This is a genomic window from Streptomyces griseocarneus (assembly GCF_014655595.1).
GTDB classification, from domain to species: Bacteria; Actinomycetota; Actinomycetes; order Streptomycetales; family Streptomycetaceae; genus Streptomyces; species Streptomyces griseocarneus.
Genome location: NZ_BNBL01000010.1, coordinates 152870 through 167279, shown reverse-complemented (window position 1 = coordinate 167279; position 14410 = coordinate 152870). Strand labels below are relative to the sequence as shown.

Genomic DNA, 14410 nt, shown 5'->3' with positions numbered 1-14410 from the left:
ACTCCCCCTCGTGCTGCGACGGGAAGAGATTTCCACGCGGTGGAGGGGCGGGACAGTCACGCATGTCATGAACATCCCGTGCGGAACGCACGCGTAAATATATGTCCGGACCAGGCCGGACGCCGGTCATCCGGCGGGCGGCAGGTGGATCGTCTTCTGCTCGAAGTACTCGGCGTAGCCCTCGGGTCCGCCCTCTCTGCCCATGCCGGAGTCCTTGTAGCCGCCGAAGGGCCCGAACATGTCCAGGCTGAAGGTGTTCACCGAGTACGTGCCCGTCCGCACCCGGCGCGCGATGTCGAGGCCGTGCTCGACGTCGCCGGTCCAGACGCTGCCGGAGAGCCCGTAGGCGGAGTCGTCGGCGATCGCCACGGCCTCCTCCTCGTCCTCGTAGGACAGCAGGCAGACCACGGGGCCGAAGATCTCCTCGCGGGCGACGCGCATGTCGTTGGTGACCTCGCCGAAGAGCGTGGGCTCCACGTACCAGCCCGTGGGCAGGGCGGCGGGCCGGCCGCCGCCGGCCAGCACCTTGGCGCCCTCGCGCTGCCCGAGGGCGATGTACTCCAGCGTCCGCTCGCGCCGGCGGCGGCTCACCAGCGGGCCGACGCGGGTGGCGGGGTCGAGCGGGTCGCCGACGGTGAGCGCGTTCGCGGCCGCCGCTAAGCGCTCGGCGAGCTCGGCGTAGCGGGAGCGGGGGACGAGGACGCGGGTCTGGGCGACGCACGCCTGGCCGTTGTTCATCCACGCGCTCGGCACGATGCCGGCGACGGCCGCGTCGAGGTCGGCGTCGGGCAGGACGATGGCGGCGGACTTGCCCCCCAGCTCCAGGGTGACGCGGGCGAGGTGGCGGGCGGCGACCTCCATGACGCGCTTGCCGGCCGCGACCGAGCCGGTGAAGGAGACCTTGTCGACGCCGGGGTGGCCGACCAGGTACTCGCCGGTCTCCGCTCCGGCGGGCAGGATCGACAGGACCCCCTCCGGCAGCCCCGCCCCGGCCGCGACCTCGGCGAGCACGTAGGAGTCCAGCGGCGTCTCCGGGGAGGGCTTGAGCACCACCGAGCAGCCCGCCAGCAGCGCCGGCGCCAGCTTGGCCGCGGCCACGAACTGCGGGACGTTCCACGGCACCACCGCCGCGACGACCCCCACCGGCTCCCGGCGGACGATCAGCGGGCCGAGGACGCCGGCCCGCCGCTCCTCGTCGTGGAAGCCGCGGGCGACGGCGATGGCGCTGTCCCAGACCATCACCGCTCCGAGCGCCTGGGCGAGGACGCTCCAGGAGTAGGGGGAGCCGTTCTGCGCCGAGATCATCCGGGCGATCTCCTCGTGGCGGGCGGCGATCCCGTCCTTGATGCGGGTGACCACCTCGATCCGCTCGGCCGCCGGCAGGCCGGCCCACACGCCCGAGTCGAAGGAGCTCCGGGCGGCGGCCACGGCCCGGTCGACGTCGGCGCGCGTGGCGTGCGGGACGCGGCCGATGACGGTCTCGGTGTGGGGCGAGACGACGTCGATGACGTCGCCGCCGGGGCCGGCGGCCGGGTCGGTCAGGGTGCCGCCGATGAAGAGCTGTCCGTGTTCGATGGGTCCGGCCATCGCGATCGCCTCCGTCTGAGCTGACGCTGCATCAGAAGAATCAGCCGTTGGATAGCAGCTCCCCGCGCGGGGGGCAATGCCGGGCGCACCACCGGCATGCCATGGGCATGACCGGATTCGACCGCCTCAGTGGCGGTATCGGGGCCCGGTACAGGGCCGGATAAAGTTGTCCGGCCCCCCACCAAAGCGACGTCGGTCGACCACCGGCACCACCGAGAGGCACCACTCCATGGCTCCCTCCCTCGCCGTCCACGCGCGTCGCGCCGCCGCGACGCTGGCCGCCGCCGCAGTCCTCGGCGCGGCCGCGGCCCCCGCCGCCTTCGCCGACGGCTCGCCGTCCCCGGCGGCCCCGGGGCTGTACGGCACGGGCGACCCGAAGTTCGACGGTGTCTTCCGGCAGTCGCTCGCCCTCCTCGCGCAGGACGCCACCGGCGTCTCCCCCGCCCCGCGGGCCGTCGACTGGCTGGCGGGCCAGCAGTGCGCCGACGGCGGCTTCGCCGCGTTCCGGGCCGACACGGGCAAGGCGTGCGACGCCAAGGCCGGCGAGTTCACCGACGCGACCGCCGCCGCCGTGCAGGCGCTGGCCGCGGTCGGCGGCCGCGCCGAGGCGGTCAAGAAGGGCCTCGACTGGCTCAAGGCCCACCAGAACGAGGACGGCGGCTGGGGCATGACCCCGGGCTCCCCCAGCGACGCCAACTCCACCTCCACCGCCGTCGGCGCCTTCGCCGCGGCCGGCCAGGACCCCGCGAAGGCCACGGCCAAGGGCGGCAAGAGCCCGTACGACGCGCTGCTGTCCCTCCAGGCCGGCTGCGACAAGAAGGAGGACGAGCGCGGCGGCTTCGCCCCCAACGACCTCGCCACGGCCGCCGCCGCGCTGGGCGTCCTGGGCAAGGGCTACCTCGTCGAGGCGGCCGAGAAGGGCAAGGACAAGCCGGTCAAGCCGCTGGAGTGCGGCGACGACGAGTCCGCGAAGCCCAAGGACGCCCCGGCCTCGGCCGAGGCGGCGGCCGCGCACCTGGCGAAGAAGCTCGAGGCGAACGGCGGCTTCCTGAAGTCCTCCATGACCCCTGCTCAGGGCCCGGACACCGGCACCACCGCCGACGCCGCCCTCGCCCTCGCGGCCGGCGGCCACCTCGAGGCCGCCGACAAGCCGATGAAGTGGCTCCAGGCCGACCGCAGCGGCACGGCCGAGTGGGCCAAGGGCAACCCCGGCCGCCTGGCCAAGATCATCCTCACCGTGCACGCCGTCGGCGGCGACCCGCGCGCCTTCGGCGGCACCGACTACGTCAAGGCGCTGAACGAGACCGGCCCCAAGCCGGAGGCGTCCGCGTCCCCGGACAAGGACGAGAAGAAGGACGAGAAGAAGAAGGACGGCGGCAGCGGCTTCGGCGTCTGGTGGTACGTCGCCGTCTTCTTCGTCGCCAGCGTCGGCGTCGGCTTCCTGCTCAGCAACCGCAAGAAGAACCAGCTGTGACGACGGCCGTCGCACGTCGTACGGCCGACGCACGTCGTACGGCCATCGCACGTCGCACGGCCGGCGCCCTGCTCCTGGCCACGCTGACGGCCGTGCTCGGCGCCGCGCCCGCGCACGCCGAGGGGTACCGCTACTGGTCCTTCTGGCAGCGCGGCGCCCAGGCCTCCGACTGGGCCTACGCCACGCAGGGGCCCGGCACGCTGCGGCCCGCCGACGGGGACGTCATCGGGTTCCGCTTCGCCGTGAGCAAGGACTCCGCCGACGCCGCCAAGCCGCGCGGCGCGGCCGGCTTCGACGCCGTGTGCGACCGTACGCCCGCCAAGGACGGCACCAAGCGCGTGGCGGTGGTGCTCGACTTCGGCACGCCCGCCGACGCGCCCGGCGGCGAGAAGCCGCCCGCCGGCCGCACCGCCTGCGCCCAGGTCGGCACGGACGCCAGCGCCGGTGAGGCGCTGGCGGCGGTCGCCAAGCCGCTGCGGTACAACTCCGACGCGCTGCTGTGCGGCATCGCCGGGTACCCGAAGTCCGGCTGCGGCGAGAAGGTCGGCGAGCGGGGCGAGGAGAAGCAGGACGACGGGCAGAAGCAGAACGACGGGGAAAAGCAGGACGACGCGGGCGACGACGAGGGCGACGAGGGCCCGTCCGCCGGACTGATCGGCGGCATCGCGGTCCTGGCCGTCCTCGGGGCGGCCACGGTGTGGCAGACCCGGCGGCGTCGTCGCGGATGAGCCGGGAGAGCCGGATGAGGGAGAACCGGGCGAGCGGGGCGGCCGGCCGGGCCTTCGCGTTGCACGCGGGCGCCTGGTGGATATGGGCCCTGGGGCTGGCGACCGCCGCCTCGCGCACGACCAATCCGCTGCTGCTGGCGTTGCTCATCGGCGTCGCCGGCTACGTCGTCGCGGCGCGCCGCACGGACGCGCCGTGGGCGCGCTCGTACGGCGCGTTCCTCAAGCTGGGGCTCGCCGTCATCGGCATCCGGCTCGCCTTCGCGGTCGTCCTCGGCTCGCCCATCCCCGGCACGCACATCCTCGTCACCCTGCCGGAAGTTCCGCTCCCGGACTGGGCGCGGGGCGTACGGATCGGCGGCCGGGTGAGTGCCGAAGGCCTGGTCTTCGCCTTCTGCGACGGGCTGAAGCTGGCCACCCTGCTCGTCTGCGTGGGCGCGGCCAACGCCCTGGCCAGCCCCGCCCGGCTGCTGAAGTCGCTCCCCGGGGCGCTGTACGAGGCGGGCGTGGCGGTCGTCGTCGCGATGACCTTCGCGCCCCACCTCGTCGCGGACGTCCAGCGGCTGCGCGCCGCCCGCCGCCTGCGCGGCCGCCCGGACCGCGGCCTCAAGGCCCTGCTGCAGGTGGGGCTCCCGGTGCTGGAAGGCGCGCTCGAGCGCTCGGTGGCCCTGGCGGCGGCCATGGACGCGCGCGGCTACGGGCGTACGGCCCAGGTCCCCGCCGCCGTCCGGCACACCACGAGCGCCCTGACCCTGGGCGGCCTGCTCGGCGTCTGCGCGGGCACCTACGGCCTGCTCGCCGACACGGGCGCGGGCTACGGCCTGCCCCTCCTGATCGCCGGCCTGGTCCTCGCCCTGGCCGGGCTCCACCTGGGCGGCCGGCGCTCGGTCCGCACCCGCTACCGCCCCGACCGCTGGGGCGCGCGGGCCTGGCTGGTCTCCGCCTCGGGCGTGGCGGTGGCGGCCCTGATGATCTGGGCGGGCACCTCCGCCCCCCAGGCCCTCCACCCGCCGGCGGTGCCGCTGACCCCTCCGGCCCTCCCGCTGTGGCCGGCGGCGTCGATCCTGATCGGGCTGCTGCCCGCGTTCGTGGCACCCGCGCCGGATGCCGGCGGGGCGCCAAGCCCTCAGCCCACCACCCACCGCGAGGAGACCGCGAAGTGATCCGTTTCGAGCAGGTCTCCGTCTCCTACGACGGCGCCGGCCGCCCCGCCCTCGCCGGCATCGACCTCACCGTCCCCGAGGGCGAGCTGTGCCTCCTCGTCGGCCCCTCCGGCGTCGGCAAGTCGACGCTGCTGGGCACCGTCAGCGGACTCGTACCGCACTTCACCGGCGGCACCCTGCGCGGCCGCGTCACCGTCGACGGGCGCGACACCCGTACGCACCGGCCGCGCGAACTGGCCGACGTCGTCGGGACCGTCGGGCAGGACCCGCTCGCCCACTTCGTCACCGACACCGTCGAGGACGAACTCGCCTACGGCATGGAGTCCCTCGGCATCCCGCCCGCCACCATGCGCCGCCGCGTCGAGGAGACCCTGGACCTGCTGGGCCTGGCGGGCCTGCGGGACCGGCCCATCGCCACGCTCTCCGGCGGCCAGCGGCAGCGCGTCGCCATCGGGTCCGTGCTGACCGCGCACCCCAAGGTGCTGGTCCTCGACGAGCCGACCTCCGCGCTGGACCCGGCCGCGGCCGAGGAGGTGCTGGCCGTACTGCAGCGCCTGGTGCACGACCTGGGCACCACCGTGCTGCTCGCCGAGCACCGGCTGGAGCGAGTGGTGCAGTACGCGGACCAGGTGATCCTGCTGCCGGGCCCGGGGGCCGCCCCCGTCGTCGGCGCGCCCGCCGAGGTCATGGCGGCCTCGCCGGTCCATCCGCCCGTCGTGGCGCTGGGCCGGCTGGCGGGCTGGTCGCCGCTGCCGCTGTCGGTGCGCGACGCCCGCCGCAGGGCGGCGCCGTTGCGCGAGCGGCTGGAGCCGCAGGCGCCGGCGGCCGCGGACGACGTGCCGCCCGGCGACGGCGAGCCGGCCGCCTCGGTGTCGGGCCTCGGCGTCCGGCACGGCCACACGGTGGCCCTCCACGACGTGGAGCTGTCGGTACGGGCCGGGGAGACCGTGGCGCTGATGGGCCGCAACGGCGCGGGCAAGTCCACGCTGCTGCGCACGCTCGTCGGCATGCACGAACCCGCGCGCGGCACGGTGCGCGTCGGCGGCGTGGCACCGCACCGCACGAGACCGCGCGACCTGCTGCGGCACGTCGGCCTCGTCCCGCAGGAACCGCGCGACCTGCTCTACGCCGACACGGTCGCCGCGGAGTGCGCGGCGGCCGACCGCGACGCCGGTGCCACGCCCGGCACCTGCCGCACGCTGGTGTCGGCGCTGCTGCCGGACGTGTCGGACGCGACCCATCCGCGCGATCTGTCGGAGGGCCAGCGCCTGGCCCTGGCCCTCGCCGTGGTCCTCACCGCCCGCCCGCCGCTGATCCTGCTGGACGAGCCGACCCGCGGCCTGGACTACGCGGCCAAGGCCCGCCTCGTCGAGGTCCTGCGCGACCTCGCCGGGCAGGGCCACGCCATCGTCCTGGCCACCCACGACGTGGAGCTGGCGGCAGAGCTGGCCCACCGCGTAGTGATCATCGCCGAGGGCGAGATCGTCGCCGACGGCCCGGCGGCAGAGGTCGTCGTCTCCTCCCCCGCCTTCGCCCCCCAGGTGGCAAAGATCCTGGCCCCTCAGCAATGGCTGACGGTGTCACAGGTACGGGACGCACTGGAGGAGGCGTCATGAAGCCGGTTGTGGGCGATCGTTCCGCTGGGCTGGGGGCACCCCCAGCGGTAGCTGGGGGAGGGTGGGCACAACGCGACGACGGCGGGAAGCCGACCGGCACCCCCGGTACCCGCGCCATCCGCCTGGGCCCCCGCTCCGTGATCGCCCTGGCCCTGGTGAGCGCCATAGGCGTAGCCGCCTTCGGCTGGCCCCTCCTCGCCGCCCGGACGTCCGGGCTGGCGCACTCGCAGGACGCCCCGTGGCTGTTCGCGGCGCTCCTGCCGCTGCTGCTCGCCGTCGTGGTGGCGACGATCGCCGACACCGGGCTGGACGCCAAGGCCGTCGCCATGCTCGGGGTGCTGGCGGCGGCCGGGGCCGCGCTGCGGCCGCTCGGCGCGGGGACGGCGGGCATCGAGCCGATGTTCTTCCTGATGGTGTTGTCCGGCCGGGTGCTGGGCCCGGGCTTCGGGTTCGTCCTGGGGGCGGTGTCGATGTTCGCGTCGGCGCTGCTCACCGGCGGCGTCGGGCCGTGGATGCCGTTCCAGATGCTGGCCATGGGGTGGGTGTCGATGGGCGCGGGCCTGCTGCCGGGCCCGGACCGGCTGCGCGGGCGGCGGGAGCTGGCGATGCTCGCGGTGTACGGGGCGGTGGCGTCCGTGGCGTACGGGACGGTGATGAACCTCCAGGGCTGGCCGTACATCGGCGCCCTCGTCTCGGGCGTCGCCTTCGTGCCGGGCGATGCGGTGGCCGACAACCTCGCCCGCTTCGTGGCGTACTGCCTGGCCACCTCCCTGGGCTGGGACCTGCCCCGCGCCCTGGTGACGGTGGTGGCCACGCTCACGCTGGGGCCCACGGTCCTCAAGGCCCTGCGCCGGGCCACCCGCCGCGCCGCCTTCGACGCCCGCCCGGACTTCGAGGACGCCTGACGCCCGGCGGGCGGTGACACCCAGCGGACACCTGACGCCCGCCGCCCCGCCCGTCCTCACAGCCGCTGAATGATCGTGCCCGTCGCCAGCGCCCCTCCCGCGCACATCGTGATCAGCGCGAACTCCCCGTCGCGCCGCTCCAGCTCGTGCAGCGCGGTCGTGATCAGCCGGGCCCCGGTCGCGCCGACCGGGTGGCCGAGGGCGATCGCGCCGCCGTTGACGTTGATCTTCTCCAGGTCCTGCTCGAAGACCTGTGCCCAGGACAGCACGACCGCCGCGAAGGCCTCGTTGATCTCGACGATGTCGATGTCGCGCAGCGACATGCCCGCCTTGCCCAGGACGGCCCGGGTGGCGTCGACGGGCCCGTCGAGGTGGAAGTGCGGGTCGGCGCCGACCAGTGCCTGGGCCACGATCCGGGCGCGCGGGCGCAGCCGCAGGGCGCGGGCCATGCGCTTGGAGGCCCACATCAGCACCGCCGCGCCGTCGGATATCTGCGAGGAGTTGCCCGCGGTGTGGACGGCGGTGGGCATGACGGGCTTGAGCCCGGCCAGCGCCGCCATGCTCGTGTCGCGCAGTCCCTCGTCGCGGTCGACCAGGCGCCACATGCCCTGGCCGGCGAGCTGCTCCTCCTCGGTGGTGGGCACCTGTACGGCGAAGGTCTCCCGCTTGAAACGTTCCTCCGCCCAGGCGCGGGCGGCCCGTTGCTGGGAGAGCAGGCCGAGCGCGTCGACGCGTTCGCGGGTCAGGCCGCGCCGGCGGGCGATGCGCTCGGCGGCCTCGAACTGGTTGGGCAGGTCGACGCTCCACTCGTCGGGGAAGGGCTTGCCGGGGCCGTGCTTGGAGCCGCTGCCGAGCGGGACGCGGGACATGGCCTCGACGCCGCAGCCGATGCCGACGTCGATGACGCCGCTCGCGATCATGTTGGCGACGAGGTGGTTGGCCTGCTGGGAGGAGCCGCACTGGCAGTCGACCGTGGTGGCCGCCGTCTCGTAGGGCAGGCCCATGGCGAGCCAGGCGGTGCGGGCGGGGTTCATCGACTGCTCGCCGGCGTGGGTGACCGTGCCGCCGACGATCTGCTCGACGCAGTCCGGCTGGATGCCGGTGCGGGCGAGGACCTCGCGGTAGGTCTCGCCCAGGAGGTAGGCGGGGTGGAGGTTGGCGAGCGCGCCGCCGCGCTTGCCGATGGGGGTGCGTACGGCTTCGACGATGACAGGTTCCGCGGGCATGGCCAAGTCGTCCTCTCCTCGCGTCCGCAGGGCGTCCCGGCGCCCCCGGCCCAGAACTGGTACACGTTCTAGTTCCGTGGTTCCGTGCGCAGTCTTGCGAGCCTTACCCCCGGTACGCAAGGGTCGCGCACCCCCCGCCCGCGCAACAGATGGCGTCATCGGACTTGCCGCTTCAAGACCCCCTCACTACCGTCGGCCGACACCCTTCTGACGAACCGTCAGTCATCGGAAACGGCAAAGGAAGTGGTGGTGGCCATGACGTCCTGTCCGGCGCTGCCCGACGGCTTCGACCTCACCGATCCCGATCTCTACGCCCATCGCGTCCCGCTCCCGGAGTTCGCCCTGCTGCGGCGGACCGCGCCCGTGTCGTGGATCCCCCAGCCGCGCGGCCTCGCGGGCTTCGCCGACGACGGCTACTGGGCGGTGACCCGGCATGCCGACGTCCGGTGGGTCTCGGCCCGGCCGGAGGTCTTCTCCTCCGCCCTGAACACCTCGGTCATCCGCTTCCACCCGAGCATCCGCGGCGAGCAGATCGACGCCCAGAAGCTGATGATGCTCAACATGGACCCGCCCGAGCACACCCGCGTCCGGCAGATCATCCAGCGCGGCTTCACCCCCCGCGCCATCCGCTCCCTCGAGGCGGCCCTGCGCGAGCGCGCCCGCGCCATCGTGGCCGCGGCCCGCGAGCGCGGCAGCGGCGACTTCGTCACCGACATCGCCTGCGAGCTGCCGCTGCAGGCCATCGCCGAGCTCATCGGCATTCCGCAGCACGACCGGGCGCGGATCTTCGAGTGGACCAACAGGATGATCGCCTACGACGACCCCGAGCTGGCCGTCACCGAGGAGACCGGCACCCGCTCCGCGGCCGAACTCATCGCGTACGCCATGAACCTGGCCGCCGCCCGCGGCGAGCGCCCGGCCGGGGACATCGTCAGCCGGCTGGTGGCCGCCGAGGGGGAGGGCAACCTCCGCTCCGACGAGTTCGGCTTCTTCGTCCTGATGCTGGCCGTCGCGGGCAACGAGACCACCCGCAACGCCATCAGCCACGGCATGCACGCCTTCCTCACCCACCCCGAGCAGTGGGAGCTCTACCGGCGCGAGCGCCCGGCGACGGCGGCCGAGGAGATCGTCCGCTGGGCCACCCCGGTCCTCTCCTTCCAGCGCACGGCGACGTGCGACACCGAACTGGGGGGCGTCCGCATCGCCAAGGGCCAGCGCGTCGGGCTCTTCTACGCGTCCGCCAACCACGACCCCGAGGTCTTCGATGCCCCCGGGGCCTTCGACATCACCCGCGACCCCAACCCCCACCTCGGGTTCGGCGGCGGCGGGCCGCACTTCTGCCTGGGCAAGTCGCTCGCCGTGCTGGAGATCGGCCTCGTCTTCGACGCGATCGCCGACGCCGTGCCCGGCATCCGGCAGGCCGGCGAGCCCCGGCGGCTGCGCTCGGCCTGGCTCAACGGCATCAAGGAGCTGCGGGTGACCTACGGCCCGTAGCCCACGGGGGTGACCCAAGGGCGTCACGCTCCCCAACTCCCTTTGTTCAAACTGGAGTTGTTCATACCTGAACCCTTGTCAGGTGCACGTGGCGGACTTACTCTCGGGTACACCTTCTGAGACGGCGCGTGCGCGCTACGCCGCGCCGGTACCCAGCACCCCACGCACCGCGACAGCGCGGTCAGCGCTGTCCACAGTTTCCCGAGGGGACACCGCATGAAGGACGCTCAGGGAAGACAGGTGACCGGCCGCGTCAGGTGGCGCCGGTTCGCCGTACTCGCCGTGCCCGGATTCGCGGCCACCGCCGCGCTGGCCGTCGCGCTCGCCCAGGGGGCCCTGGCGGCGTCGTTCGCGGTGTCCGGGCAGGAGTTCAAGGTGGCCGCGCAGAGCCTGGAGGGCGAGGGCTTCGCACAGTACGGCGGCATCGACCGCAACGCGCGCGGCAAACTGCTGCCCGTCGCCGTCACCGCCATCAAGAAGGCGAAGCTCGACGACCTGTGCCAGTCCGTGATCACCACCCTGCCGGGGCTCGGCGACATCTCGCTCAGGCTCACCGCGGGCTCGGGCGGCAAGCCCGTGGAGGCGGAGAACCTCTTCATCGACGCCACCCAGCTCGGCGGCGACGCCACCTTCAAGAACATCGAGATCGGGCGCGACGCCTCGACCCTCAACAAGGGCCCGGCCTCCGCGCAGGGCCTGCAGGACGCCTTCGGCCAGCAGGCGGACAAGGTCGTGATGACCAATGTCCGGCAGGTCGCCTGGGCGACCAACGCCGGTACGTTCAAGCTCTCCGGCCTCAGCATGAAGATCGGCTTCGGCAAGCAGGAATGCTTCTGACGTGGCGGGCGGCACCGAGTCCGCCCCGGCACCGTCACCGCGCCGCCACTGGTGGGCGGCGTGGCGGCGGTGGCGCAAGGGGCGGCCCTTCTGGGGCGGCCTGGCCGCCGTCGTCGCGGGCGCGGAGATCTGCGCCCTTCCGCTGGCACCTCTGAAGATCATGCTCGAGCAGGGGATCGCGGGCATCCCGTCGGTCCTCATGGGCCTGGTGATGATCGTGATGGGCCTGAGCGCGTGGTTCGCCCCGCAGTTCCGGGCGCTGGCCGGGGTGCTCACCGTCGTCATCGCCACGGCCGCACTGGTCATGTCCAACCTCGGCGGCTTCCTGTTCGGCACCGTCGTCGGCGTCGTCGGCGGCGGCCTCATCTTCGCCTGGCAGCCGCTGGCACCGGAGCAGGCCCCCGGGCACTCCCCCGAGCCCGGGCCCCACCTCCCACCCAAGGAGACCCCATGATCCCCCACACCCCCCGGCGCGGGCGCACGCTCGGCGCCGCCTTCGCCGTCACCGCCGCCCTCGCCCTCGCCGCCGGCACGGGCACCGGCACCGCGTCCGCCACGCCCGCCGACGACACGGCGGGACCGACCACCGTCACCCCCGCGGGCCACGCCTTCTCCGCGACCCTCAACGGCGAGGTCAGCTTCCGGGCCGGCTCGCTCACCGTGACCTGTACGGCCTCCAGTTCCCTGCCGTCCGACGGCAGCGACAACAACCACGTGCCCGCGGCCCCCGGCAACACCAACCCGGCCGGTCCCGTCGTCAGCAAGGCCAACGCGCCCACCTACTCCGGCTGCAGCGCCAGCCTGCCCGGCGTGGACATCGCCATCGCCACGTCCGGCGCCTGGGACATCTCCATGCAGCACGGCACGCCGAGCACGGCCTCGCTCACCGCGCCCGCCCGGGGCATGGTGCTCAAGAGCAGCGGCCTGGCCAGCTGCACCGTGACGGCCGCCCCCGACGCCCCGGCGGTCATACCGGCCGCGTTCACCAACGGCACGCCGTCCCAGATCGCGGTCACCGACGTGTCGGTGCCGGTGAAGGTGGAGGGCGGCTTCGGCTGCCCGACGACAGCCAAGACGGCCGTGTTCAACGCCACGTACGACATCACCGACGTGACGGACCCGGCGTCCCAGATCGTCGTCAGCGGCTAGAACGGGCATCGGGCCACCGCCGGCCCGGCGGGCCGGGTCAGCTCCCGGCCCGCACGGGCTCGCGCGGCGCGGCGGCCTCCGTCTCGTCCCCCTTGCGGGCACCGGGAATCGCCGCCAGCGCCACCCGGCCCGGGCCGGTCAGGACGTACTGGATGCCGAACCCGGAGGCGACCACCAGCGCGCCGCCCGCCGCGTCGAGCACGTAGTGGTTGGCCGTGCCGACGATGACCGAGAAGGTCAGCAGCGGGTACAGCATGCCCAGCCACCTCGTCCACACCTTCGGCGCCACCGCGGCGATCACGACGCCGCACCACAACGACCACCCGATGTGCAGCGAGGGCATCGCCGCGTACTGGTTGGACAGCTCCGTCAGCGCCCCGTAGTCGGGGTGGGACAGGTCCTGCGGCCCGTTGACGGTGTCGATGAAGCCCCGGCCCGGCATCAGCCGCGGCGGCGCCAGCGGGTAGAGCCAGAAGCCGACGAGCGCCATCAGCGTCGCGAAGCCCAGCGCGGTGCGCGCCCAGCGGTAGGTGGCCGGGCGGCGCACGTACAGGTACCCCAGCACGCACAGCGGCACCAGGAAGTGGAAGGTGCCGTAGTAGTAGTTCATGCCGTCCTTGAGCCAGCCGATGCCCGCCACGAAGTGGTTGAAGCCGTGCTCGACGTCCATGCGCAGGAACTCCTCAACGCCGATGATCTGCCGGCCGTGGAACTCCGCGAGCGCGCGCGAGTCGGGGGCCTGGGCGCGGATGTAGGCGTAGGCCCAGTAGCCGACCCGTATCAGCATCAGCTCCAGCAACAGGTTCGGGCGGTTGAGCGCGCGCTTGAAGAAGCCCAGCAGCGGCACCCAGGCGAAGCGGCCGCGCTGCGGCCCGGCGACCGGCGTCGGCAGCGGCCGGTCCCACACCTCGGACGAGCGGGAGAGGAACGGCACCGCGCAGGCGGCCGCGAGGGCGGCCAGCAGCGGGGCGTGCCGGCCGAGCGGCCCGAGGACCGGGTTCGGCGGGACCAGGATCGTGCTGGTGAGCGTCATGACGAGCACGACGAGCACGGGCCATACGGGCCGGTCGGCGCGGCGCCGGCCCACCCGGCCGGCGACGGCGAGCAGGATCCACAGCTGCTGGTGCTGCCAGGCGGTCGGGGCGACCACGACGGCCACGCAGCCGGTGACGGCCGTGGCGAGCAGCGCCTGCCCGTCCCCGGCGTAGCGGACGGCGCGGCGCAGGCCGACGACGGCGACGGCGAGGGCGAGCGGCGCGTACAGCACCAGCTCGAGCGGTCCGTGCAGCCCCACGCGCAGCAGCAGGCCGTGCAGCGACTGGTTGGCGAGGCCGTCGGGCGCCTCGCCGAGGCCGGCCCCGGCGATGTGGTGCACCCAGTACGTCCACGAGTCGTCCGGCAGGGTCACCCACGCCAGTGTCGTGGCGGCCGCGAAGGTGACGCCGGTGGTGGCCGCCGCGCGGCGGCGCCCGGTCAGCCGGAGCAGCGGGGCGAAGAGCAGGACGGCCGGCTGGAGGGCCGCGGCGAGACCGGTGAGGACGCCCGTGGCCCGGCCGGAGCCCTCGGCGAACCGCGGCACGCAACAGCCCAGGAGCACCAGCAGCACCGGGATGATGCTGGTCTGACCGAGGGTGAAGGTGTTGCGCACGGGCAGCGAGGCCATGGCCAGGATGACGGCGACCGGTGCCGCCGGCAGGGCGGTGCGCCGGCCGGGCGGGGCGCCGTCGGAGCGCCCGGGCAGCGCACGGGCGGCGACCAGCGCCACGGCCACGACGAGGAGCAGGGTGCCCAGCGTCCAGACCACGCCGAGGCTCTGCTCGGCGGCCCGGGTCAGGGGTCTGAGGACGAGTCCCGCGAAGGGGGTGCCGGTGAATTTCCCCGTGTCGTAGAGGGAGCCCCGCACGTGCAGGACACCGTGCTCGCCGATCCACGTCCCGAGGTCGGTGAACCGGCGTTCGGGGGGAAGACGCAGCACCGCGGCCGCCTGACGCACGGCCAGCAGCCCGGCGAGCAGCCACAGCGCCCCCACGACCGTTCCGGTCCGCGAGCCCGCCCTCGGCGGACTGGCCAGTCCGCCCCGCTCCGCATCCGCCACGCTCCGCAGCTCCTCCAGTCCGACCGGCTCGGTCGCCCCCGTAGCGCTGTCCGAAACCCCACAGGTGGCCTAAATCCAACGCTCCAAGGGCCATTAGGGTGCGGAGCGTTGCGCCCAAGGGGTCGCCCGGAGGGCCATG

At 74.1% G+C, this 14410-nt stretch carries 12 protein-coding genes; 9 read left to right on the top strand and 3 right to left on the bottom strand.

Going from position 1 to position 14410, the window contains the following annotated elements; translation table 11 throughout:
* Positions 1 to 126: 126 nt before the first annotated feature.
* The gene (locus IE295_RS24395; protein WP_190065888.1) at positions 127 to 1587 is read right to left on the bottom strand and encodes an aldehyde dehydrogenase; all 1461 of its coding nucleotides are present in this window, start codon (positions 1585 to 1587) and stop codon (positions 127 to 129) included.
* 229 nt (positions 1588 to 1816) lie between these two features.
* Here IE295_RS24395 and IE295_RS24390 point away from each other — a divergent pair, with 229 nt between their 5' ends.
* The 5 genes from IE295_RS24390 to IE295_RS24370 are packed head-to-tail and all read left to right on the top strand — an operon-like array spanning position 1817 to position 7470.
* Positions 1817 to 3061 (top strand): SCO2321 family membrane protein, encoded by a 1245-nt coding sequence (locus tag IE295_RS24390; RefSeq protein WP_190065887.1) that lies wholly within the window; start codon positions 1817 to 1819, stop codon positions 3059 to 3061.
* Positions 3062 to 3105: 44 nt separating this feature from the next.
* Positions 3106 to 3789, top strand: coding sequence for an SCO2322 family protein (locus IE295_RS24385; protein WP_190066010.1), 684 nt, complete (start codon positions 3106 to 3108; stop codon positions 3787 to 3789).
* Positions 3790 to 3803: 14 nt separating this feature from the next.
* Complete coding sequence (locus tag IE295_RS24380) at positions 3804 to 4949, top strand: CbiQ family ECF transporter T component (protein ID WP_224322886.1); 1146 nt, start codon at positions 3804 to 3806, stop codon at positions 4947 to 4949.
* Positions 4946 to 6565 (top strand): ABC transporter ATP-binding protein, encoded by a 1620-nt coding sequence (locus tag IE295_RS24375; RefSeq protein WP_190065885.1) that lies wholly within the window; start codon positions 4946 to 4948, stop codon positions 6563 to 6565. The genes IE295_RS24380 and IE295_RS24375 overlap by 4 nt, the downstream gene beginning before the upstream one ends.
* Positions 6562 to 7470: an ECF transporter S component gene (locus IE295_RS24370; protein ID WP_190065884.1), complete on the top strand. Its 909-nt coding sequence runs from the start codon at positions 6562 to 6564 to the stop codon at positions 7468 to 7470. The genes IE295_RS24375 and IE295_RS24370 overlap by 4 nt, the downstream gene beginning before the upstream one ends.
* 56 nt (positions 7471 to 7526) lie before the next feature.
* Here the strand turns inward: IE295_RS24370 and IE295_RS24365 are convergent, their stop codons facing one another.
* On the bottom strand, positions 7527 to 8696 hold the full coding sequence (locus IE295_RS24365) for a steroid 3-ketoacyl-CoA thiolase (RefSeq protein WP_190065883.1): 1170 nt from the start codon (positions 8694 to 8696) through the stop codon (positions 7527 to 7529).
* A 255-nt stretch (positions 8697 to 8951) separates the two neighbouring features.
* On the opposite strand from IE295_RS24365, the gene IE295_RS24360 reads away from it, so the two are divergent.
* From IE295_RS24360 to IE295_RS24345, 4 genes are all read left to right on the top strand, one after another.
* A complete protein-coding gene (locus IE295_RS24360) occupies positions 8952 to 10190 on the top strand; it encodes a cytochrome P450 (RefSeq protein ID WP_190065882.1) in 1239 nt (412 codons plus the stop codon).
* Between the two features lie 216 nt (positions 10191 to 10406).
* Complete coding sequence (locus IE295_RS24355) at positions 10407 to 11027, top strand: DUF6230 family protein (protein ID WP_190065881.1); 621 nt, start codon at positions 10407 to 10409, stop codon at positions 11025 to 11027.
* 1 nt (position 11028) lies between these two features.
* Complete coding sequence (locus IE295_RS24350; RefSeq protein ID WP_190065880.1) at positions 11029 to 11481, top strand: DUF6114 domain-containing protein; 453 nt, start codon at positions 11029 to 11031, stop codon at positions 11479 to 11481.
* Positions 11478 to 12176 (top strand): hypothetical protein, encoded by a 699-nt coding sequence (locus IE295_RS24345; protein ID WP_190065879.1) that lies wholly within the window; start codon positions 11478 to 11480, stop codon positions 12174 to 12176. Before IE295_RS24350 ends, IE295_RS24345 begins: the two co-directional genes overlap by 4 nt.
* A 37-nt stretch (positions 12177 to 12213) precedes the next feature.
* Here IE295_RS24345 and IE295_RS24340 read toward each other — a convergent pair whose 3' ends face one another.
* Positions 12214 to 14271 carry a bifunctional glycosyltransferase 87/phosphatase PAP2 family protein gene (locus IE295_RS24340; protein ID WP_190065878.1) on the bottom strand — a complete coding sequence of 686 codons (2058 nt, stop codon included), beginning with the start codon at positions 14269 to 14271 and terminating at the stop codon, positions 12214 to 12216.
* Between the last annotated feature and the right edge of the window lie 139 nt (positions 14272 to 14410).

Coding starts and splice junctions, on each gene's coding strand:
- IE295_RS24395 (WP_190065888.1), bottom strand. CDS start 1,587: ATGGCCGGACCCATCGAACACGGACAGCTCTTCATCGGCGGCACCCTG.
- IE295_RS24390 (WP_190065887.1), top strand. CDS start 1,817: ATGGCTCCCTCCCTCGCCGTCCACGCGCGTCGCGCCGCCGCGACGCTG.
- IE295_RS24380 (WP_224322886.1), top strand. CDS start 3,804: ATGAGGGAGAACCGGGCGAGCGGGGCGGCCGGCCGGGCCTTCGCGTTG.
- IE295_RS24370 (WP_190065884.1), top strand. CDS start 6,562: ATGAAGCCGGTTGTGGGCGATCGTTCCGCTGGGCTGGGGGCACCCCCA.
- IE295_RS24365 (WP_190065883.1), bottom strand. CDS start 8,696: ATGCCCGCGGAACCTGTCATCGTCGAAGCCGTACGCACCCCCATCGGC.
- IE295_RS24360 (WP_190065882.1), top strand. CDS start 8,952: ATGACGTCCTGTCCGGCGCTGCCCGACGGCTTCGACCTCACCGATCCC.
- IE295_RS24355 (WP_190065881.1), top strand. CDS start 10,407: ATGAAGGACGCTCAGGGAAGACAGGTGACCGGCCGCGTCAGGTGGCGC.
- IE295_RS24345 (WP_190065879.1), top strand. CDS start 11,478: ATGATCCCCCACACCCCCCGGCGCGGGCGCACGCTCGGCGCCGCCTTC.